This is a genomic window from Teichococcus wenyumeiae (genome assembly GCF_003696345.1).
Lineage (GTDB): Bacteria > Pseudomonadota > Alphaproteobacteria > Acetobacterales > Acetobacteraceae > Pseudoroseomonas > Pseudoroseomonas wenyumeiae.
The window spans coordinates 128,872-148,949 of the sequence record NZ_RFLX01000005.1 but is presented as its reverse complement, the minus strand read 5'-3'; the positions used below and the strand labels follow the sequence as shown (position 1 = coordinate 148,949).

Below are 20,078 nucleotides of genomic sequence, written 5' to 3'. Positions count from 1 at the left end.
CTCGCCCCGGCCGGGATGCGCCTCAGGCGGCGCGGATGCTGGCCAGGAAGCGGTCCATCTGGCCGCGCAGGCCTTCCGCCTGCCGTGCCAGCTCCCCCGCCGCGCTGCGCACATCGCCCGCCGCGCGGCCGGTGCGTTCCGCGTCGTCGCTGACGCCGGTGGCATGGCGGGAGGCTTCCTCCGTCCCCGCCGCCGCCTGGGCCACGGCATGGCCGATCTCCCGCGTCGCCTCGGCCTGCTGGCCGGCGGCTTCCGCCACCAGGCCGGTGGCATCGTTCAACTCGCGGATCATGCGGGCGATCTCGCCGATCGCCTGCACGGTGCGCTCCGTCTCCCCCTGCATGGCGGCGATCTGCTGGCCGATCTCCTCCGTGGCGCGGGCGGTCTGGCTGGCCAGGGACTTCACCTCTCCCGCCACCACGGCGAAGCCCTTGCCGCTTTCGCCCGCCCGCGCCGCCTCGATGGTGGCGTTCAGGGCCAGCAGGTTGGTCTGGCTGGCGATGCCGGTGATGAGCTGCACCACATCGCCGATCCGCCCCGCGGCTTCCGACAGCCCGCGCACTGTGCGGTCGGTGTTCTGCGCGGCTTCCGAGGCCTGCTGCGCCCGCGCGGCGCCTTCGCGCACCTGCCGCGCCACCTCGGCGATGGAGGCGGAGAGTTCCTCCGCCGCCGCCGCCACGGTCTGCACATTGCCGCTGGCCTGCTGCGAGGCATTGGCGACGGAGGAAGCCCGGTTGTTGCCGGAGGCGGCGATCTCCGCCATGCCGGCGGCGGTGGCGTCCATCTCGCTGGCGGCGGCGGCCACGGCGCGCAGGGCGCCCGCCGTTTCCTGCTCGAAGCCGCGCAGCAGCGCATCCACTCGCCCGGCGCGGGCGATCTGCTCGCGCTGGCCTTCCTGCTGCGCCCGCGCCATCTCCCGCCGCTCGGCCGAGGCGGCGCGCAGGGTTTCCACCGCCTGCGCCATGGCGCCCAGCTCATCCGCCCGGTTCTGACCCGGCACCGGCAACTCCAGCTCGCCATCGGCGATGCGTGTCACGCTGCCGGTCAGCGCCCGCAGCGGCTGCACCACCCGCCGCAGCAGCAGCGTCACCGACAGCGCCGCCAGCCCCGTGACCAGCAGCGCCAGCACCACCGCTTCCAGCAGGTGCAGCCGCGCGCTGTCGGCGGCGCGGTTGGTCACCGCCATGGCCTCGTCCAGCGCCGCGTCGCGCAGGGTGAGGATTTCGGCCTGCGAGCGCAGCGACCAGGGGCGGAATTCCGGCACGGTGGTGCCCCAGGCGACGGCGCCGCCGCCCAGGCCGCTGCGCGCGGTGGCCAGCATCTGGCGCCAGCGGGCCTCGTTCTGCTCCTGCACGCCCTTCTGCTGCTGCAGCACCTGTTGCAGCCGGGTGCTCTCCGGCATGGCGGCGATCAGGCGCTGGGCGCCGATCCAGGCCTGTTCCATGCGGCCGGTATGCTGCTGCATCTCGTCATAGGCCGGCGGCTGCACCGGCTGGCCACTGACCCAGGCCGTGACGCCGACGCTGCGGCGGCCAATGAAATCGCGATAATCCATGGTGGCGCTGGCGACTTCCACCAGCAGCGCGGCGCGGGGCGAGGTCTCGAAAACCCGCAGCGACGCCTGCATGCCGAGGCGCCGCAGCGCATCGGCCGCCTCGTTGCGCACAGCCTGGGTGACATTGGGCAGGTTGGCGTCCCGTGCCGCCAGCGGCTTGCCCATTTCCTCCAGAGCGCGCTGGCGGGTGGGGGGAATGCGCGCCAGGGCGTCCTCCGCCAGGCTGGCCTGGAAGCCGCCCTGGCGGGCACTGGACGCCGCCGCCTGCAGCAGCCGGTCGGTCTGCGGCGCGGCCTTGCGGGCGCCCTCGGTATCCGGCTCGGCCATGCGCAGCAGCGAGGCGAAGGCGCCGACCTCGGCGGAGATGGCGGTCTGCGCCCGCTGTGCGTCGCTGACGGCGCGGGTGGCGGCGCGGGCTTCCTGCGCCTGTTGCCACGCGCCCCAGGAGGTGGCGGAGAGCCAGAGCGAGGCGGCCGCCCCGGGCACCGCGACGCCGCAGAAGCAGGCCAGGAAAAAGGTTCTGATACGCATGGCGGCAATCCCCGGTGTTCCGGTGCGCGACCATCCGTGCTGCGGCTTAAGAAAGCCTTGCCTTGTGCCTCAGGTCGCCGCCGCCAATCCTCTTTGCTGCGGCAAGAAAGATTCAAACCTTTTCATGTGAAACACTGAGGCAGCCCTCAGGCACGGCTGATGCCGGTGGCCAGCGTGTACTGGTCGGCGCGCGTCTCGCAGGTCACGCCCTTCCTCGCGGCCCAGACCGAAACCTCGTGGTGCAGCGGCAGCAGCGCATGGTCGGTGAAGACGATCTCGCAGGCCTGGGCCAGCAACGCGTTGCGGGCGCCATCCTCCATGGTCCGCAGCGCCTGCTGCACCAGCCTGTCCAGTTCCGAGTTTGAGTAGCGGCCGGAATTGCTGGCGCCCATGCCGGCCTTCTTGTCGTAGGTGGCGACCAGCGCCTTCAGCGGGTTGGAAGTCTCGCCCGTGTTCACGCCCCAGGCGGCGAGGGAGAGAGAGAATTCCGCGCCGGAATTGCGCCGGGAATAGACCGACCAGGGCAGCACCTCGGCCTGGGTGGCGATGCCGATGCGGGTGAACATCTGCGCCACGGCCTGCACGATCCGGGCATCGTTCACATAGCGGTCGTTCGGCCCGTGGATGGTCAGGCGGAAGCCGTCCGGATAGCCCGCCTCGGCCAGCAGCGCGCGGGCGGCGTCAGGATCATGCGGCACCGCTTCCAGCCTGTCCGACGTGCCGGCGCTGCCCTTCGGCAGGAACTGGGCGGCGGCCACGGCATCGCCCGCCATCACCCGCTCCACCAACGCCTCGCGCGAGATGGCCATGGAGAGCGCCTGCCGCACCCGCCTGTCCTTCAGCGGGTTCTTCTCCAGCGGCTGGCCGGCATGGTCGGTGATGAAGGGGGAAACATCCCGCCTCTGATCCATGGCGAAATACACGAAGCGGGAGGAGATGCCGCGGATGAGGTGAAAGCCGGGGCTGCCCTTTACCCGCTCCGCCCCCTGGGACGGCACGGCCTCCACGATGTCGAGCTCGCCGGAGAGCAGCGCCGCCAGCCGCGCGCCATCGTCGGTGATCAGGCGCAGCACCACCTCGTTCCAGGGCAGGCGGCCGCCCCACCAGCCGTCATTGCGCGTCAGGCGCAGGAAGCTGCCGGGCTCGTATTCCTGCAGAACCAGCGGCCCGGTGCCGATGGCGGCATTGCCGTTGTTGAATTCGGTGGTCGGCGCATCCTTGTGGTCGGCGCTGATGATGCGCAGGCGGCCGAGCGAGTTCAGCAGCAGCGGGTCCGGCCCCTGCGTCTCGATCAGCAGCCGGTGCGGCGCCGGGGCCGTCATGGCCTTGATGCTGCGCGTATAGGTGCGGAAGGACGCGCTGCTGGGGATGTCGTTGGCCCGCTGCAGCGAGGCGATCACATCCTCGGCGGTGAAGTCGGTGCCGTCGCTGAACCTCGCCTCCCGCAGCTGGAATTCCCAATGCGTGTCGTCCAGCACCTTCCAGGCCCGCGCGAGGCCGGGGCGGGAAAGAGAGCGCGCGTCATTGGTGATCAGCGCGTCGAAGATATGGCTGGCCACGGCATTGTTGGGCGCGTTGCTCTGGAAATGCGGGTCCAGCGTGGTGTTGGGCGCGGCCATGCCGATGCGCAGCGTGCCGCCCGGCTTGCCGGCCCCCTGCGCCAGCGCCGCCCCCAGCCACCCTGGCGCCTGGAAGGCACCGGCGGCGGCGCCAAGCGTGGCACGCGTCAGCCAGCGGCGGGTGGGGCGAAAGCCTGGCATGGCAAGGGTCCTGACCGGTCCGGAGGGAAGGCGGCGCGCCCGGCAGGGCCGTGCGTCAGCTTGGCATAAGAAACTGGCGCCAATTTTGCTGTCAATCGGCTGCCGCGGCCCGGCTGCCGCGCCGGCGGCCGGGCGGTGCGGCGGCCTCACGCGGGCGCGGCAGGCGGATATGGGCGCGAACCACGGCGCAGAAGGCTTCGCGGTCTCCGGCTTCCAGGGCCGCCACCATGGCATGGTGCTGGCGGGCGGATTCCTCCACCCAGCCCGGCTCCGACCATTGCGTCATGGGGGCGGAGGGCATGCGCAGGCGCGTCTCGCGGATCAGCCGCACCAGCTCGGCATTGGGGCAGAGTTCCAGCAGCGCGGCATGGAAGGCCTGGTTGGCCTCATGCTGCTCCAGCACCGGGCGATGCTCCACCGCCTGGGCAAAGGCATCCGCCAGGTCACGCAGCCGGGCCAGCATGGCGGCATCGGCCCGGCCGATCATGGTCCCGGCGGCGGCGGCTTCCAGGATCTGGCGCACCTGCTGCAGCTCCTCCAGCCGGGCGCTGTCCAGCCCATGCACGCGGTAGCCGAAATTGCGCACCTGCTGCACCAGCCGCTGCGCCACCAGCTTGTCCAGCGCCCGCCGTACGTCACCACGGCTGCGGCCATAGCGCTGCTGCAACGCGATCTGCTTCAGCCAGGCGCCAGGGAGGAGCTGCCCGGTGTGGATATCCTGCGCGATGGCTGTCTCCAGGGCGCGGACAGGATCAACGGCGGGAGTCTCGGCCATGCGGGAAGCGTCTCCTGGGAAAGCCCGGGAAGAGTGATACAGGGCGAGAGGCCAGGAACAAGCAGCGGGGCCAAAGAGGGCGCTGCCCTCTCTGGACACTCCCGCCGGGGTGGAAAGTCCACCCCGGACCCCGCTGTCAATTATGGCTGGGGCCGAAGGACGCGGCGTGGCGCCAGCCGCCTGCATGCAATTCTGCAAAAGCTACGCGGGCTGAAGCCGTGGTCGTCGGCGGTCGATGACCACCGTGCCACCGCGCCAAAACTGATGGCGGGGTCTGGGGTGACCCTGTCACCCCAGCGGGGAGGCCTGGAGGGGCAATGCCCCTCCAGCGCTCCTCAGGCCCCGGTGGCCGGGCGCAGGGCCAGCCAGACCAGGATCACCGCCCCCAGGGCGATGCGGTACCAGCCGAAGGGCGTGAAGCCGATGCGGCTGATCACGGCCAGCAGCCAGCGCACCACCATCAGCGCCACAATGAAAGCAGCGGCGAAGCCGAGCGCGATGACGCCGAAGCCGGAGAAGTCCAGTTCGTGCCGTGCCTTGAACAGGCTGAAGGCGGTGGCCGCGACCATGGTGGGGATGGCGAGCAGGAAGGAGAATTCCGCCGCTGCCTTGCGCTCCACCCCCACCAGCAGGGCGGAGATGATGGTGGCGCCGGAGCGGCTGGTGCCCGGGATCATCGCCAGCGCCTGGCCAAGGCCGACCAGCAGCGCCGCCAGCGGCCCGATCTCGGGGATGGAATGGATGGTGGGGTTGGGCCGCATGCGCTCGATCACGATGATGGCGACGCCGCCCAGGATCAGCGCGATGGCCACCACCAGCGGCGTGAAGAGCAGCTTGGTGATATAGCCGTGCAGCGTGGCGCCCAGCACCATGGCGGGCAGGAAGGCCAGGATCAGGTTCAGCGCCGTGTAGTATTCGGCCGAGCCGCGCTGCCACATGCCGGTGGCGATCCGCACCAGCCGGTGGCGGAAGACCCAGATGACGGCGAGGATGGCGCCGAGCTGGATGGTGATCTCGAAGGTCTTGCCGGGCGGGCCCTCGAAGCCGATGGCTTCGGCGAGCAGGATCAGGTGGCCGGTGGAGGAGATGGGGAGGAACTCGGTCAGCCCCTCCACGATGCCCATCAGCAGGGCGGAGAGCAGCAGGTAGGCATCCATGCGCGCGGGCATCCTGTGTGCGGCGGGACGAAAAAAGGCCAGCCGGCAGGGTGCCGGCTGGCCTCGGTATACAGCGAAGGCGGCGGAAGCGCGGCGCTTACTTCACCGTCTGCGCCGCGGTGAAGGCAAAGTTATCGTATGAATTCTCGGCAACGCGGAACCAGGCATATTCGTCGTCGCGGAACTTGCGGTAGGATTCCCAGGTCTTCTTGAACAGCGGGTTCTTGTCGCTGGCTTCGTCGTAGAGCGCGTGGGTCGCCTTCCAGGCGGCGGCCATGACCTCGCGCGGCCAGGGGCGCAGCTGGGTGCCGGCGGCGATCAGCCGGCGCAGCGCATTGGGGTTGCCGGCGTCATAGCGCGCGATCATCTCGGCATCCGCCTCGGCGCAGGCCATTTCCAGCGCCGCCTTGTAGGTGGCGGGCAGGGCATCGAAGGCGGCTTGGTTGGCCATGAAATGCAGCTTGGCGCCGGGCTCCCAGAAGCCGGGGAAGTAGTAGAAGGGCGCCACGCGGTTGAGGCCGAGCTTCTCGTCGTCATAGGGGCCGACGAATTCCACGGCATCGATCGAGCCGCGCTCCAGCGCCGGGTAGATGTCGGCGGCCGGCACCTGGGTCGGCACCGCGCCCATCTTGGCGAAAACCTCGCCCGCCAGGCCGGCGATGCGGAACTTCAGGCCCTGGATATCGGCCAGGGTCTTGATTTCCTTGCGGAACCAGCCGCCCATCTGGGCGCCCGTGTCGCCCGCCGGGAAGTTGACGATGTTGTAGCCCTTGAACAGCTCGGCCGCGAGTTCCCGCCCGCCGCCATGGCGGTACCAGGCATTGGACATGCGAGTGTTCAGGCCGAAGGGCACCGCCGTGTAGAAGGCGAAGGTGAAATCCTTGCCCGTGAAGTAGTAGGGCGCGGTGTGGCAGCACTCGACCGTGCCGTTCTGCACCGCGTCCAGCGCCTGGGCGGCGCCGACGATCTCGCCGGCCGGAAAGACGCGGATCTGGAACTTGTTGTCTGTCAGCTGCGCCACGCGGCGCGCGATGGTTTCCGGCGCGCCGATCAGGATATCCAGGTTGCGCGGAAAGGAGCTGGTCAGGCGCCAGCGCACATCGGGGGCCGATTGCGCCAGGGCCGGCGTGGCAAGGGTCAGGGCGGCGGCCGGCGCAGCGGTGGCGGCGGCGCCGAGCAGGGCACGGCGGTTCATGGGCATTCTCTCCCCCAGGAGGCTGTCGCGCAGGTGTTTAGGGCATCCGGTGCGGGCGCGGAAGGGTTTTGGGCAATGATGCTGACCCTGAAGGGCCGCAGTGCATGCGGATCGTGCGTGGAGCGCCGTTTCCGGGAAAGATTATGAGCTAGCGCAACCCCAGCGCGTGGAAGAGATGCGTCGCCGGCGGCCAAGCGGCCATCACCGCCTCCCGCTGCAGCACCAGGACCGCCAGCACCACGGCCAGGAGGACCAGCGAGGCTGCCCAGGCTAGCAGAGGGGCCATCGTGCCGCGGCTGTCCGGCACCGCCACGGGGGCCGGCGCGGGGCCGGGCTGCAACTGCGTCGGCGCGGCGTGGCGGGCGGGCAGGACCGGCTGCGGCACGGCGGGGCCGGCGGCTTCCGCCCGGCTGGGCGAGGCCGGGGGGCTGGGCGGGCTTTCGGGCGCCTGGGCCGCCGGCTGCCATTCCTGGCCGCAGCGCAGGCAGCGCACCGGCCGGGCCGGGGTGCCGTCCGGGCGCGTCAGCAGGTGTTCCGGCACCTCATAGGCGGCGCCGCAGGCGGGGCATTCGATGCGCATGGGCCTTGCTATGGCCAAGCCCATGGCCGCTGCAAGCCCGTTGCGTGCTTCGGCAGCCTGTCTTGCCGGGTGGTGCGTGGGCGCATGTCGTGGCATTCCCCTCCGCCATGGTGCGCTTCACCGCCGTCGGACTACGCTACCCCGCCCCCAATGGGGGGGAGGGGCCGGAAGCCCTGTCCGACCTGACATTCACCCTGCCGGACGGCAGCTTCACCTGGCTGCTGGGCGCCTCGGGCGCCGGCAAGTCCTCGCTGCTGCGGCTGATGCATCTGGCGCAGCTGCCCACCCGCGGCACCATGGAGGTGCTGGGCGTGACGGTGCGGGCGGACCGGCGGGCGCAGCTGCCGGCGCTGCGGCGGCGAATCGGCGTGGTCTTCCAGGACTTCCGGCTGCTGCCCTACCTGTCCGCCTTCGACAACGTGGCCCTGCCGCTGCGCCTCGCCGGCCGTTCCGAGTCGAGCGCGCGGCCGGACGTGACGGAGATCCTCCGCTGGGTGGGGCTGGCGGGCAAGGAAACCTCGCTGCCGCAGCAGCTTTCCGGCGGCGAGCAGCAGCGCGTGGCCATTGCCCGCGCCGTGGTGACGCGCCCGCAGCTTCTGGTGGCGGACGAGCCCACCGGCAACCTCGATTCGCATCAGGCCCGCCGCCTGCTGGCCTTGCTGACGGAGATGAACCGCCTGGGCACCACCGTGGTCGTCGCCACCCATTCCGAGGAACTGGTGGCCAGCTTTCCCGCCCCCTCCTTGGTGCTGGAGGCCGGCAAGGTCGTGCATCATGGTTAGGCGCACCCGCTACGCGCGCGACCCGCTGGGGCTGAAGCGGGCGCTGTCGGACCGGCTGCTGCCGGGCCTCGTCGCGGCCATGGCGCTGCTGGCGGCCCTGGCGCTGGCCGGCAGCCGGGGCGCCGAAGCCCTGCGCCACCGCTGGGAAGCCGGTGCCGCCGCCGCCGTGACGGTGCAATTGCCGCCCGAGCAGGCCGGCCGCATGGACCAGGCCCTGGCCGTGCTGCGCGCCATGCCGGAGGTGGAAAGCGCCGAGGCCGTGAACCCCGAGCGGATGCGCGCCCTGCTGCGCCCCTGGCTGGGTCCGGCGGTGGATGACGGCATGGCCGCCCTGCCGTTGCCGGCGGTGATGGAGCTGCGGCTGGTGAACCCCGACATCGACCCCAGCCCCTTGGCCGCCCGGCTGGCCGAGGCGGTGCCGGGTGCCGAGCTGGAGGCGCATGGCATCTGGGTAGCGCGGCTCGCCGCCCTGGCCGGCAGTGTGCAGGGCGTGGCGCTGGCCGTGCTGGCGTTGGTGGTGGGCGTGGCCGTCGCCGTGGTGGCGGTGGCGACGCGCGCCGGCATCGCGGCGCGGCGCGAGGCCATCGAGATCTTCCATGACCTGGGCGCCACCCAGCGCGACATCGCCGGGCGCTTCGCCCGCCGCATCGGCGCGCTGGCCGCCGGCGGCGCCCTGGCCGGCGCCGCCCTGGCGGTGCCGGCGCTGATCGCGCTGTCCTCCCTCGCCGCGCCTTTCGCGGGGGGCGAGGCGGTGACCATCGCGGCGCTGCCCTGGATGGATCTGGCCCTGCTGCCGCCGGTGGCGGGCGCCATCGGCTGGGCCACGGCGCAGTTCAGCGTCCGCCGCTGGTTGCGGCGCCTGCCGTGAGCCGGTGGTGGTTGCTGCCGGGCCTCCTGGCCCTGGCACTGCTGGCCGGCTTCGCCTTCTTCCTGGGGCAGAGTCGGGCGCGGCCGGAGATGCCGCTGCGCCCTACCGATGGCATCGCCGTGCTGACCGGCGGGCCGGAACGGGTGGAGATGGGCCTGCGCCTGCTCTCCGACGGCCTGGCGGACCACCTGATCGTCTCCGGCGTCGGCCGCAGCGCCGAGCTGGCGGACCTGGCGCGCAGCAACAACATCCCGGCCGCCGAACTGCCGGGTGCCGAGACCGAGCCGCCGCCGGTGCGCGGCGCGCCGCCCGGCGTGGCCACCCCGGCCGTCACGCTGGGGCGGCTGGCCACCAGCACCCGCGGCAACGGGCAGGAGATCGCGGCCTGGGCGCGGGGGAAGGGGATTCGCTCGTTGCGCGTGGTCACCGCCGCCTATCATATGCCGCGCGCCTTGCTGGAACTGCGCCGCAACCTGCCGGATGTGGCGCTGGTGCCGCATCCGGTGCAGGTGGCGGGGCCGCGTGCCTCGCTGCTGCTGCGGGAATACGCCAAGCTGATCGGCGCCTTCCTCGGCCTTTCCGCCCTCAAGACCGATTTGCCGCAACGATGAACCCAGAACCCCCCGCCAGCCTGCTGGTGCTGCTGCGCTCGGCGCTGTTCAACCTGCTCTTCTTCGGCCTGACCGCCGGCTGCGTGACGCTGGGGATGCTGATGCTGCCCCTGTCACGCCGGTTGATACGCCGATACGTGCAAGGCTGGGCGAAGCTGATGCTGTGGCTGCTGCGAGTGGTCTGCGGCATCCATGTGCGGGTCACGGGCCGGGAACACCTGCCCACCGGCCCGGCGGTGCTCGCGGCGAAGCACCAGTCGGCCTTCGACACCATCGTCTGGCTGGCCCTGCTGCCGGACCCTGTCTATGTGCTGAAGCAGGAGCTGCTGCGTATCCCGGTCTGGGGCACGCTGGCGCGCAAATACGGCGCCGTGGCGGTGGACCGTGCCGGCGGCGCCAACGCGCTGAAGCGCATGGTGCGGGAAGCCGGCGCCGCCGCCGCCGAGGGCTCGCAGATCATCATCTTCCCCGAGGGCACCCGCACCAGCCCTGGCCAGCGCGTGCCCTATCTGCCGGGCGTGGTGGCGCTGGGCGCGGCGGTGGGGCGGCCCATCATCCCGGCGGCGACCGACAGCGGCGTCTTCTGGGGCCGCCGCTCCTTCGCCAAGTATCCGGGCACGCTGACGGTGGCGGTGCTGCCGCCGCTGCCGGAGGGCCTGCCGCGTGCCAAGCTGCTGGCGCAGATGCAGGAGGCGATCGAATCGGAGAGCCTGCGGCTGCTGCCCGCCAACTATCCCCTCCCTGTGGATAATTCTGTGGGATAAGTCAGGAACAGCCTTTCTGCCATTCTCCAAGAAAGGGGCCTAAAGGCTTGCGAGTCCTGGATTCACAGGCCCCCGAAAATGCCGCGCCAAAGCTCCTAACTGCATAACGGTTTGATTTTGCTGCATATTGTTCCGAGTCGGAGAACAAGCCGCTAACGTGTCCTGGATGTCACAGGGAAGTGCCAAAGCTCTTGTGGACAATTTCCGCCGCTGTGGATTGACGCGGGGCAGGGCCGCTTTTTCACCGGCTTGATCCGCCCTTCCGGCTGGCATGGCCCATGGGCAGCGGCCAGCGTCGTCCTATATCCCCAGCGTGAGAACCTCAACCCAAGCCGCCGCTCCGGCCGCGCCATCGTCTCCTCGTCGGTCCCGGCTGCGCCGGTGGCTGTCGGGCTTCCTGATCCTGCTGCTGGTGGTGGGCGGTGCCTATGCCGGCCTGCTGTGGTGGATGACCGGTCAGCTCCAGCTGGCTGTCGAGAACTGGGCCGGGCGGCAGCGCCTGCAGGGCATGCAGGTGGATTATGGCCCGCCGGAGCGCGGCGGCTGGCCCGGCTGGGCGGCATTGCGCCTGCCCGGCCTGCGGCTGGCGCGGGATGGCGTCTCCTGGCAGGCGGAGTCGGTGCGGCTTTCGCTCCGCCCCTGGCAGCCCGACCGCCTGCGGGTGGAGGCCGAGGGGGCGCAGCAGATCGCCCTGAAGGGCCCGCCCATGCCGCTGCGCAGCACGGCCCTGAGGGCGGACCTGACGCTGAACGGCACCGCCGCACCGTTGGCAGGGGCGCTGAATGGCACCGGGTTGCGGCTGGGAAGCCCCTCCGGCCCCATCATGCTGGACAGCCTGCAGGCCAGTTTCGATGCCAGCGGCGCCACCAGCACCGCCTTCACCGCCCGGCTGCGCGGCCTGGCTGTCCCCGGCGCCCAGGCACTGGGGGAGCGGATGGAGGAAGCCACGGCACAGGCCGTGCTGCATGGCAGCCTGGGCGATATCGGCCCACTGACACGGCAACTGGCGGCCTGGCGCAATGCCGGCGGGCGGCTGGAGGTGCAGGGCATGACGCTGCGCTGGGGCGCCATGGCGGCCAGCGCCGCCGCGACCCTGGCGCTGGACGACAGCCTGCAGCCCAGTGGCGCCGGCACCCTGCGGCTGGCCAACCCATCGCATACCCTGGATGCCCTGGCCGGGGCCGGGCTGGTGCAGCCGCGGGCCGCCGGCATGGCGCGGCAGATCCTGCCGCTGCTGACGCGGCTGGATGCCGGCAGCAGCGTGCCGGTGATCGAGCTGCCATTGGTGCTGGAGAAGCAGGCGCTGAGCGCCGCGCGCATCCCGCTGCTGCGCCTGCCGCCGGTGGCCTGGCCCTGAACGGAGAAGGGGGCCTTTCGGCCCCCTTCGCTGGGTTCAGGTATTCATCGCGTCGAAGAAGTCCTGGTTGGTCTTGCTGTACTTCAGCTTGTCCAACAGGAATTCCATCGCGTCCTGCGTGCCCATCGGGTTCAGGATGCGGCGCAGCACCCACATCTTGGACAGCGTGGCGCGGTCCACCAGCACTTCTTCCTTGCGGGTGCCGGACTTGGTGATGTCGATGGCCGGGAAGACGCGCTTGTCGGAGAGCTTGCGGTCGAGGATGAGCTCGGAGTTACCCGTGCCCTTGAACTCCTCGAAGATCACCTCGTCCATGCGGCTGCCGGTATCGATCAGGGCGGTCGCGATGATGGTGAGGCTGCCGCCTTCCTCGATGTTGCGGGCGGCACCGAAGAAGCGCTTCGGCCGCTGCAGCGCATTGGCGTCCACGCCACCCGTCAGCACCTTGCCCGAGGAGGGCACGACGGAGTTGTAGGCGCGGCCCAGGCGGGTGATGGAGTCGAGCAGGATGACGACGTCGCGCTTGTGCTCGACCAGCCGCTTGGCCTTCTCCAGCACCATCTCGGTGACCTGCACGTGGCGGGTCGCCGGCTCGTCGAAGGTGGAGGCGACCACTTCACCGCGGACGGTGCGGGCCATGTCGGTCACTTCCTCGGGCCGCTCGTCGATCAGCAGCACGATCAGGAAGACATCGGGGTGGTTGGCGCTGATGCTGCGGGCGATGTTCTGCAGCATCACGGTCTTGCCAGTGCGCGGCGGCGCCACCACCAGCGCGCGCTGGCCCATGCCGATGGGGGCGACGAGGTCAATCACGCGCGGCGTGTTGTCCTTCTGCATCCCCTTCGGCGGCGGCTCTGCGTTCTCATTCTCCATCTTCAACCGGCGCGTCGGGTAGAGCGGCGTCAGGTTGTCGAAGTTGATGCGGTGGCGGAGAGCCTCGGGCGGCTCGAAATTGACGGTATTGACCTTCAGCAGCGCGAAATAGCGCTCGCCATCCTTGGGCGCCCGGATCTGGCCTTCCACCGTGTCGCCGATGCGCAGGCCGAAGCGGCGCACCTGGGCGGGGGAGACATAGATGTCGTCGGGACCCGGCAGGTAGTTGGACTGCGGAGAGCGCAGGAAGCCGAAGCCGTCCGGCAGGATCTCCAGCGTGCCGTCGCCATGGATCGCCTGGTCGTTCTCGGCCAACTGCTTCAGAATCGCGAACATCATGTCCTGCTTTCGCAGGCTGGAAGCATTCTCGATCTGGAGCGACTCGGCGAAAGCCAGCAGGTCGGCGGGGCTTTTGGCCTTGAGTTCAGAAAGATGCATGGGCGGGACGCGTTCCGTTCCGGCGTAAAGCAGGGGACACTTCCCAAAGGCATGGCCGAGTCGGCCTGCCCATGTGCGACGAACGCCCGTAGGCGTGGTGTCGGCAATGTCCCGAAAGGATCAAGGAGGGGAGTCTAGGCGGAATGACAGGCCGAAAGACCTGGAAGACCGCCATGGACGGGAAGCGCCGCAACGCTAAGGTCATGGCCACCGCCTCGTCAATGGGCAAATGGGCGAAAGAAGCGGTTGTTCAAGAGGTTCCGGATGAAATTCCGTGCATGAGGTTGCCCGGGCGCAACCTGCTTCCAGCCCCAGGTCCGCCACGACGCGGCGGGAGCCTGAAAGGCCGCAACCGCCCGAGGCTGTGGAGCTCCGCCCGAGCCTCAGCGCGAAGCCAAAACTGATGCGGGGTCCGGGGTGACACTGTCACCCCGGCGGGGAGGCCTGGAGGGGCAGCGCCCCTCCAGCAGCGCAGGGGATTAGCGCCCCAGCCCTTCCCAGAATTCCCGCACCTTGGCGAAGAAGCCTTCGCTTTCCGGGCTGCTCTTGGCACGCTCGGCGGCCTCGGCCTCGAATTCCTCCAGCAGCTCGCGCTGGCGGGCCGAGAGGTTCTGCGGCGTTTCCACCGCCACCTGCACGTACATGTCGCCCCGCGCCGCCGAGCGCAGCACGGAGAAGCCCTTGCCGCGCAGGCGGAACTGGTCGCCCGACTGCGTGCCGGCCGGGATGGTGACACGGGCGCGGCCGCCGTCGATGACGGGCACTTCCACGGCCTCGCCCAGCGCCGCCTGCGTCATGCGCAGCGGCACGCGCACGTAGATATTGGCGCCGTCCCGCTGGAAGATACTGTGCGGCAGGATGCCGACATCGACATACAGGTCACCCGAAGGCGCCCCTCGCAGCCCGGCCTCGCCTTCGCCGGTCAGGCGGATGCGGGTGCCGTCCTCGACGCCGGCGGGGATGGTGACGTTCAGCGTCCGCTCCCGCTGCACGCGGCCGGCGCCCTGGCAGACCTTGCAGGGGTTCTTCACCACCCGGCCGCTGCCGCCACAGGTGGGGCAGGCGCGCTCGATCAGGAAGAAGCCCTGCTGGGCGCGCACCTTGCCGGCGCCGCCGCAGGTGCCGCAGGTCTGCGCCGCCGTGCTGCCGCCCTCGGAGCCCGAGCCGTTGCAGGCGTCGCATTGCACGCCGGTCTGGACGCGCACGGTCTGCTTGGCGCCGGCGAAGGCTTCCTCCAGCGTGATCTGCACCTCGGTGCGGAGGTCGGCGCCACGGCCGGCCGCCTGGCCCTGCCGCTGGCGGCCACCGCCGCCGCCGAAGCCGAACATCTGCTCGAAGATGTCCTCGAAGCCGCTGCCGCCGAAGGGATTGCCGCCGCCCCCGCCGCCGCCGCCCATGCCGCCCTCAAAGGCGGCGTGGCCGTAGCGGTCGTAGGCCGCGCGCTTCTCGGCGTCTTTCAGGACCTCATAGGCCTCGGAGCATTCCTTGAACTTGGCCTCGGCTTCCTTGTCGTCCCGGTTGCGGTCCGGGTGATGCTTCATCGCCAGCTTGCGATAAGCCTTCTTCAGCTCATCCTCGCTGGCGCCCCGGGCGACACCCAGAACCTCATAGTAATCCCGCTTGGCCATAGCCGGGTCAGTCCCCCACTTCAGGGTCTATAAGACTGCGCCCGGCCTCCTCGCGGAAGCCGGGCGCGACGCTCAGTTCACTGGGAAGCCGCGCCTCAGCTCGGCTTCTTCTTGCTCGGGTCGACTTCCTCGAACTCGGCGTCCACCACCTTCTCGCCACCCGGCTGGCCCTGCTGGGCCTGGGCGCCCGGACCACCCTCGGCCGCACCCTCCTGCGGGGCGGCCTTGTAGATGGCCTCGCCCACCTTCATCGCGGCCGCCGAGAGACGCTCGGTCGCGGTGTTGATGGCATCGAGGTCGTCGCCGTCCTTGGCGGAACGCGCGGCGGAAAGAGCGGCCTCGGCCTCACCCTTCTCGGCCTCGGGGATCTTGTCCGCGTTCTCCTTCAGCGACTTCTCCGTGGTGTGGATCAGTGCTTCCAGCTGGTTCTTGGCCTCGACGACGGCGCGGCGCTTCTTGTCCTCCTCGGCATGCGCCTCGGCATCCTTCACCATCCGCTCGATGTCGGTGTCGGACAGGCCGGACTTGGCCTGGATCTTGATCTGCGTCTCCTTGCCGGTGGCCTTGTCCTTGGCCGAGACGGAGACGATGCCGTTGGCGTCGATGTCGAAGGTCACCTCGATCTGCGGCACGCCGCGCGGCGCGGGCGGGATGCCCTGCAGGTCGAAGTTGCCCAGCAGCTTGTTGTCCGCCGCCATCTCGCGCTCACCCTGGTACACCTTGATGGTGACCGCGGTCTGGTTGTCGTCGGCGGTGGAGAAGGTCTGCGACTTCTTGGTCGGGATCGTGGTGTTGCGGTCGATCAGGCGCGTGAAGACGCCGCCCAGGGTCTCGATGCCGAGCGACAGCGGGGTCACGTCCAGCAGCAGCACGTCCTTGACGTCGCCCTTCAGCACGCCGCCCTGGATGGCGGCACCGATGGCGACCACCTCGTCCGGGTTGACGTTGCGGGCGGGCTCCTTGCCGAAGAAGTTCTTCACCGCCTCGATGACCTTGGGCATGCGGGTCATGCCGCCGACCAGGATCACCTCGTCCACCTCATTGGCGGCCAGGCCGGCATCCTTCAGCGCCTGCTTGCAGGGCTCCAGGGTGCGCTGCACCAGATCGTCCACCAGCGACTCCAGCTTGGCGCGGGAGAGCTGCAGCACCAGGTGCTTCGGGCCGGAGGCATCGGCGGTGATGAAGGGCAGGTTGATCTCGGTCTGCTTGGCGCTCGACAGCTCGATCTTGGCCTTCTCGGCCGCTTCCTTCAGCCGCTGCAGGGCGAGCTTGTCGCCGCGCAGGTCGATGCCGTTCTCCTTCTTGAACTCATCGGCCAGGTAATCGATGATGCGCTGGTCGAAGTCCTCGCCGCCCAGGAAGGTGTCGCCGTTGGTGGCCTTCACCTCGAAGACGCCGTCGCCGATCTCCAGGATGGACACGTCGAAGGTGCCGCCGCCGAGGTCGTAGACCGCGATGGTGCCGGCGTGCTTCTTGTCCAGGCCATAGGCGAGGGCGGCCGCGGTCGGCTCGTTGATGATGCGCAGCACTTCCAGGCCGGCGATGGCGCCGGCTTCCTTGGTGGCCTGGCGCTGGCTGTCATTGAAGTAGGCGGGGACGGTGATGACCGCCTGCGTCACCTTCTCGCCGAGGTAGTTCTCGGCGGTTTCCTTCATCTTGGTCAGCACATTGGCGCTGATCTGCTGCGGCGCCATCTTCTGGCCGCCGGCCTCGACCCAGGCGTCGCCATTGTCGGCGCGGATGATCTTGAAGGGGGCCAGGCCCGCTTCCTTCTTGACCATGGCGTCATCGAAACGGCGGCCGATCAGGCGCTTGACGGCATAGAGCGTGTCGGTCGGGTTGGTCACGGCCTGGCGCTTGGCGGCCTGGCCGACCAGACGCTCACCATTCTTGGTGAAGGCGACCATGGACGGCGTGGTGCGCGCGCCCTCGGCGTTCTCCAGCACCTTGACCTCGCTGCCCTCCATGATGGCGACGCAGCTGTTGGTCGTGCCGAGATCGATGCCGATAACTTTGCTCATCCGAATTCTCCTTCTGGCGGATGGGGGCGGCCCGATCGAGGCGCCGCGCCCATCCCCGGTTTGCTTCTGTAGCGGATGGGGGTGAATGGGTCTGGCCGGTCCCGGAAAGGCGGGGCCGGCCTGTGCTTCCGATGTATTGGCCCCAGGCCCTCCGGACAAGAGTGGGCCTGGAGGCTTGCGTAAAAATTGTGCAGGCAAAGGACCTGCAGCAGGAGGGGGCAGGGACCGCTCAGGCGGTCTCGGAAACGCCCTCGCCGGCCACCACCACCATGGCGGGCTTCAGCAGGCGGCCGTTCAGCGTCCAGGCCGGGGTCCAGGCCTGGATCACGGTGCCGGCGGCCACGCCTGCCGGCGGCGGCTGCTGCGCCATCGCCTGGTGCAGCTCGGGGTCGAAGGGCTGGCCGGCGGGGTCCTGCTTGACGACGCCGTTGCGCTCCAGGATGGACACGAAGTTGCGCTCCACGCCCTCGAAGCCGCCGCGCAGCTTGGCCAGCAGCTCCGGCTCGTCATCCTTGGCGGGCGGCAGGGCATCGAGGCCGCGGCGCAGGTTCTCGGCCGCCTCCACCACGTCGCGGGCGAATTTCTGCACCGCGTACTGGCGGGCATCGTCGACCTCGCGCTTGGTGCGGGCGCGCAGGTTCTGCATCTCGGCTTCCGAGCGCAGCCAGCGGTCCTTCATCTGGGTCAGCTCCGCCTCCAGCTCCGCGATGCGCGCCATGGCATCGGCGGGCTGCTGCGGCTGCTGCTGCTGGTTCTGCTCCGTCTCGGCTGCCGGAGGGGGCGTGTTGGTTTGCTCGTTCATCGGGCGCTCATTCTTCATGCAACTGCGGGAGCCCGGATGGGTCCGGTCGGCCCTTCACCTAAGCGCGGAAGGGGCTGGGGACAAGTTGTTGCGCGGCAACCTCCCGTGCACGATGCCCTTGACCCTGGCGCGGGGGATGGCATCTCCACCTCATCATGCAGCCCCCCCCTGACCGCCCGCGAGCCGCGCGACCCCGTGTCGCCATTGTCCTGTTCAACCTCGGGGGGCCGGATTCCCCGGAGGCGGTGCGGCCCTTCCTGACGAATCTGTTCACCGACCCGGCCATTCTGCGCATGCCAGGCTTCCTGCGGCAGCCGCTGGGGCGCTTCGTCGCCTGGCGCCGCACCAAGGCGGCCAGCGAGAACTACGCCATCATCGGCGGCCGCTCGCCCCTGCTGCCGCTGACGGAGGAGCAGGGCGCCGCGCTGCAGGGCGCGCTGGGCGAGGAGATCGAGGCGCGCTGCTTCATCGCCATGCGCTACTGGCATCCCTTCTCGGAAGCCACCGCGCGGGCGGTGAAGGAATGGGGCGCCGAGGAAGTGGTGCTGCTGCCGCTCTACCCGCAATTCTCCACCACCACGACCGGCTCCTCCATCACCGCCTGGAACGAGGCCTGCGCCGAGGTCGGGCTCTCGCTGCCCACCCGCACCCTCTGCTGCTGGCATTCCGACGACGGCTTCGCCCAGGCCACCGCCGCCATCCTGCGCCGGGCCTATGACGATGCGCGGGCGCAGGTGCCGGAGGGCACGAAGCTGCGCGTGCTCTTCTCCGCCCATGGCCTGCCCGAGACCATCGTGAAGCAGGGCGACCCCTACCAATGGCAGGTGGAGCGCACCGCCGAGGCCATTGTCGAGGCCTGGGGCCTGGAGGGACTGGACTGGCAGATCTGCTACCAGTCCCGTGTCACGCCGCAGAAATGGCTGGGCCCTTCCACCGAGGAGGCGCTGCACAAGGCGGCCGAGGAGAAGGTGGCCGTGCTGGTCCACCCGCTGGCCTTCGTCTCCGAGCATTCCGAGACGCTGGTGGAGCTGGACGTGGAATACCGGGAACTGGCGCATAAGCTGGGCGTGCCCGGCTACCACCGCTGCCCCACCCAGAACAGCGACCCCGCCTTCATCGCGGCCATGGCCGCCCTGGTGCACCGGGTGCGTGATGCCGGGGAGCGGCGGCTCTGTTCCTTCGCCGGCGCGCGGCAATGCCCCAAGGTGCATTCCGGCTGCCCCCATACCGGCGTGAAGCCGCCGCGCGCCCAGTCCGCCAAGGTGCCGGCATGATGGCGCGCCCCGCTGCCGTGCTCTTCGATTGTGACGGCGTTCTGGCCGATAGCGAGGCGCTGGTCAGCCGCATGGTGGCCGAGGACCTGACCGCCCGCGGCTGGCCCGTCACGGCGGAGCAGTGCCAGGGCATCTTCCTGGGCCGCGCCATCCCCGACATGGTGCCGGTGATCGAGCGGCAGGTCGGCCCGCTGCCGGCCGAATGGCCGGCGGAGCTTTCCGCCCTGATCGCCGCCCGCATGCGGCAGGACACGCCGGCCATGCCCGGCGCCCTGGCCGTGGTGCGGGCGCTGGCGGAAGCCGGCGTCCCCATCGCCTGCGCCAGCAATTCGGGGCGGGACGAGCTGGCAGCCAAGCTGGAAGGGCTGAAGCTGGCCGCGCTGTTCGGCGACCGCGTCTTCTCCTACCAGGATGTGCCGCGCCCCAAGCCGGCGCCCGACATGTACCTGGCCGCCGCCGCCGCCTGCGGCGCCGCGCCGCGGGACTGCGTGGTGGTGGAGGACAGCGCGCTGGGCACCCGCGCCGGCATCGCCGCCGGCTGCCGCGTCATGGGCTTCGCCCATGAGACCCCCGCCGCCCTGCTGGAGGCCGAGGGCGCCACGCCCTTCACCCGCATGGAGGACCTGCCCCGCCTGCTGGGAATCGTCGCATGACGATCGACGCGTTCGCCGCCTTCTACCCCTGGACCAAGGCGCTGCACCTGATCTCGGTCTTCGCCTGGATGGCGGGGATGTTCTACCTGCCGCGCCTCTACGTCTATCACACGCCGGCGCCGGTGGGCGGCGAGCGCAGCGAGATGCTGAAGGTGATGGAGCGCCGCCTGCTGCGCGCCATCATCAACCCGGCCATGGCGGCAGCCTGGATCTTCGGCATCATCCTGGTGCTGACGCCGGGCGTCATCGACTGGTCCGCCGGCTGGTGGCACGGCAAGATGCTGGGCTTCCTGCTGATGAGCGGCTTCCACGGCCACCTCGCCGCCGCGCGCAAGAGCTTCGAGCGCGACGAGCGGAAGCATTCCGAACGCTACTGGCGCATCGCCAATGAAGTGCCGACGCTGCTGCTGATCCTGATCGTCGTCATGGTGATCGTGCGGCCGTTCTGAGCCGG

The 20,078-nt window shown here is 70.1% G+C and carries 18 protein-coding genes; 8 read left to right on the top strand and 10 right to left on the bottom strand.

What is annotated here, in order from left to right:
* Positions 1-22: 22 nt before the first annotated feature.
* The 6 genes from EBE87_RS09370 to EBE87_RS09345 all read right to left on the bottom strand — a co-directional run bounded on the left by EBE87_RS09370 (position 23) and on the right by EBE87_RS09345 (position 7,553).
* Positions 23-2,086, bottom strand: coding sequence for a methyl-accepting chemotaxis protein (locus tag EBE87_RS09370; RefSeq protein ID WP_120640674.1), 2,064 nt, complete (start codon positions 2,084-2,086; stop codon positions 23-25).
* A gap of 146 nt (positions 2,087-2,232) precedes the next feature.
* Complete coding sequence (locus EBE87_RS09365; protein WP_120640673.1) at positions 2,233-3,846, bottom strand: ABC transporter substrate-binding protein; 1,614 nt, start codon at positions 3,844-3,846, stop codon at positions 2,233-2,235.
* Between the two features lie 91 nt (positions 3,847-3,937).
* A complete protein-coding gene (locus EBE87_RS09360) occupies positions 3,938-4,621 on the bottom strand; it encodes a GntR family transcriptional regulator (RefSeq protein ID WP_120640672.1) in 684 nt (227 codons plus the stop codon).
* Positions 4,622-4,956: 335 nt separating this feature from the next.
* Entirely contained in the window at positions 4,957-5,778 is an 822-nt protein-coding gene (locus EBE87_RS09355; protein ID WP_120640671.1) for an undecaprenyl-diphosphate phosphatase, read from the bottom strand.
* A gap of 97 nt (positions 5,779-5,875) precedes the next feature.
* On the bottom strand, positions 5,876-6,973 hold the full coding sequence (locus EBE87_RS09350) for a TRAP transporter substrate-binding protein (RefSeq protein WP_120640670.1): 1,098 nt from the start codon (positions 6,971-6,973) through the stop codon (positions 5,876-5,878).
* A gap of 148 nt (positions 6,974-7,121) precedes the next feature.
* The gene (locus EBE87_RS09345) at positions 7,122-7,553 is read right to left on the bottom strand and encodes a zinc-ribbon domain-containing protein (protein WP_158611643.1); all 432 of its coding nucleotides are present in this window, start codon (positions 7,551-7,553) and stop codon (positions 7,122-7,124) included.
* 107 nt (positions 7,554-7,660) lie between these two features.
* On the opposite strand from EBE87_RS09345, the gene EBE87_RS09340 reads away from it, so the two are divergent.
* The 5 genes from EBE87_RS09340 to EBE87_RS09320 all read left to right on the top strand — a co-directional run bounded on the left by EBE87_RS09340 (position 7,661) and on the right by EBE87_RS09320 (position 11,935).
* Positions 7,661-8,335, top strand: a complete 675-nt coding sequence (locus tag EBE87_RS09340; protein WP_120641254.1) for a cell division ATP-binding protein FtsE — start codon at positions 7,661-7,663, stop codon at positions 8,333-8,335.
* Complete coding sequence (locus tag EBE87_RS09335; RefSeq protein ID WP_199726492.1) at positions 8,328-9,203, top strand: cell division protein FtsX; 876 nt, start codon at positions 8,328-8,330, stop codon at positions 9,201-9,203. Before EBE87_RS09340 ends, EBE87_RS09335 begins: the two co-directional genes overlap by 8 nt.
* A gap of 11 nt (positions 9,204-9,214) precedes the next feature.
* On the top strand, positions 9,215-9,814 hold the full coding sequence (locus EBE87_RS09330) for a YdcF family protein (RefSeq protein ID WP_233553290.1): 600 nt from the start codon (positions 9,215-9,217) through the stop codon (positions 9,812-9,814).
* Positions 9,811-10,578, top strand: coding sequence for a lysophospholipid acyltransferase family protein (locus EBE87_RS09325; protein ID WP_120639171.1), 768 nt, complete (start codon positions 9,811-9,813; stop codon positions 10,576-10,578). The genes EBE87_RS09330 and EBE87_RS09325 overlap by 4 nt, the downstream gene beginning before the upstream one ends.
* Positions 10,579-10,891: 313 nt before the next feature.
* Entirely contained in the window at positions 10,892-11,935 is a 1,044-nt protein-coding gene (locus tag EBE87_RS09320) for a DUF2125 domain-containing protein (protein WP_158600936.1), read from the top strand.
* 36 nt (positions 11,936-11,971) lie between these two features.
* Here EBE87_RS09320 and rho read toward each other — a convergent pair whose 3' ends face one another.
* The 4 genes from rho to EBE87_RS09300 all read right to left on the bottom strand — a co-directional run bounded on the left by rho (position 11,972) and on the right by EBE87_RS09300 (position 17,715).
* Complete coding sequence (gene rho, locus EBE87_RS09315) at positions 11,972-13,246, bottom strand: transcription termination factor Rho (protein WP_007439422.1); 1,275 nt, start codon at positions 13,244-13,246, stop codon at positions 11,972-11,974.
* Between the two features lie 479 nt (positions 13,247-13,725).
* A complete protein-coding gene (dnaJ, locus tag EBE87_RS09310) occupies positions 13,726-14,874 on the bottom strand; it encodes a molecular chaperone DnaJ (protein ID WP_120639169.1) in 1,149 nt (382 codons plus the stop codon).
* Between the two features lie 95 nt (positions 14,875-14,969).
* Positions 14,970-16,895 carry a molecular chaperone DnaK gene (gene dnaK, locus EBE87_RS09305; RefSeq protein ID WP_120639168.1) on the bottom strand — a complete coding sequence of 642 codons (1,926 nt, stop codon included), beginning with the start codon at positions 16,893-16,895 and terminating at the stop codon, positions 14,970-14,972.
* Positions 16,896-17,124: 229 nt separating this feature from the next.
* Positions 17,125-17,715 carry a nucleotide exchange factor GrpE gene (locus tag EBE87_RS09300; protein ID WP_120639167.1) on the bottom strand — a complete coding sequence of 197 codons (591 nt, stop codon included), beginning with the start codon at positions 17,713-17,715 and terminating at the stop codon, positions 17,125-17,127.
* A gap of 137 nt (positions 17,716-17,852) precedes the next feature.
* Between EBE87_RS09300 and hemH the strand changes: the two genes are divergently transcribed.
* Genes hemH through hemJ form a run of 3 tightly spaced genes read left to right on the top strand, consistent with a single transcriptional unit; the run spans position 17,853 to position 20,073 of the window.
* A complete protein-coding gene (gene hemH / locus EBE87_RS09295; RefSeq protein ID WP_120639166.1) occupies positions 17,853-18,971 on the top strand; it encodes a ferrochelatase in 1,119 nt (372 codons plus the stop codon).
* Positions 18,968-19,624: an HAD family hydrolase gene (locus EBE87_RS09290; RefSeq protein WP_233553288.1), complete on the top strand. Its 657-nt coding sequence runs from the start codon at positions 18,968-18,970 to the stop codon at positions 19,622-19,624. The genes hemH and EBE87_RS09290 overlap by 4 nt, the downstream gene beginning before the upstream one ends.
* Positions 19,621-20,073, top strand: coding sequence for a protoporphyrinogen oxidase HemJ (hemJ, locus tag EBE87_RS09285; RefSeq protein ID WP_120639165.1), 453 nt, complete (start codon positions 19,621-19,623; stop codon positions 20,071-20,073). The genes EBE87_RS09290 and hemJ overlap by 4 nt, the downstream gene beginning before the upstream one ends.
* Positions 20,074-20,078 lie beyond the last annotated feature (5 nt).

Bases quoted from the DNA above. Each gene is read 5' to 3' on its own strand.
- EBE87_RS09370 (WP_120640674.1), bottom strand. From the start codon at position 2,086: ATGCGTATCAGAACCTTTTTCCTGGCCTGCTTCTGCGGCGTCGCGGTG.
- EBE87_RS09365 (WP_120640673.1), bottom strand. From the start codon at position 3,846: ATGCCAGGCTTTCGCCCCACCCGCCGCTGGCTGACGCGTGCCACGCTT.
- EBE87_RS09360 (WP_120640672.1), bottom strand. From the start codon at position 4,621: ATGGCCGAGACTCCCGCCGTTGATCCTGTCCGCGCCCTGGAGACAGCC.
- EBE87_RS09355 (WP_120640671.1), bottom strand. From the start codon at position 5,778: ATGGATGCCTACCTGCTGCTCTCCGCCCTGCTGATGGGCATCGTGGAG.
- EBE87_RS09350 (WP_120640670.1), bottom strand. From the start codon at position 6,973: ATGAACCGCCGTGCCCTGCTCGGCGCCGCCGCCACCGCTGCGCCGGCC.
- EBE87_RS09345 (WP_158611643.1), bottom strand. From the start codon at position 7,553: ATGCGCATCGAATGCCCCGCCTGCGGCGCCGCCTATGAGGTGCCGGAA.
- EBE87_RS09340 (WP_120641254.1), top strand. From the start codon at position 7,661: ATGGTGCGCTTCACCGCCGTCGGACTACGCTACCCCGCCCCCAATGGG.
- EBE87_RS09335 (WP_199726492.1), top strand. From the start codon at position 8,328: ATGGTTAGGCGCACCCGCTACGCGCGCGACCCGCTGGGGCTGAAGCGG.
- EBE87_RS09325 (WP_120639171.1), top strand. From the start codon at position 9,811: ATGAACCCAGAACCCCCCGCCAGCCTGCTGGTGCTGCTGCGCTCGGCG.
- rho (WP_007439422.1), bottom strand. From the start codon at position 13,246: ATGCATCTTTCTGAACTCAAGGCCAAAAGCCCCGCCGACCTGCTGGCT.
- dnaJ (WP_120639169.1), bottom strand. From the start codon at position 14,874: ATGGCCAAGCGGGATTACTATGAGGTTCTGGGTGTCGCCCGGGGCGCC.
- dnaK (WP_120639168.1), bottom strand. From the start codon at position 16,895: ATGAGCAAAGTTATCGGCATCGATCTCGGCACGACCAACAGCTGCGTC.
- EBE87_RS09300 (WP_120639167.1), bottom strand. From the start codon at position 17,715: ATGAAGAATGAGCGCCCGATGAACGAGCAAACCAACACGCCCCCTCCG.
- hemH (WP_120639166.1), top strand. From the start codon at position 17,853: ATGCAGCCCCCCCCTGACCGCCCGCGAGCCGCGCGACCCCGTGTCGCC.
- EBE87_RS09290 (WP_233553288.1), top strand. From the start codon at position 18,968: ATGATGGCGCGCCCCGCTGCCGTGCTCTTCGATTGTGACGGCGTTCTG.
- hemJ (WP_120639165.1), top strand. From the start codon at position 19,621: ATGACGATCGACGCGTTCGCCGCCTTCTACCCCTGGACCAAGGCGCTG.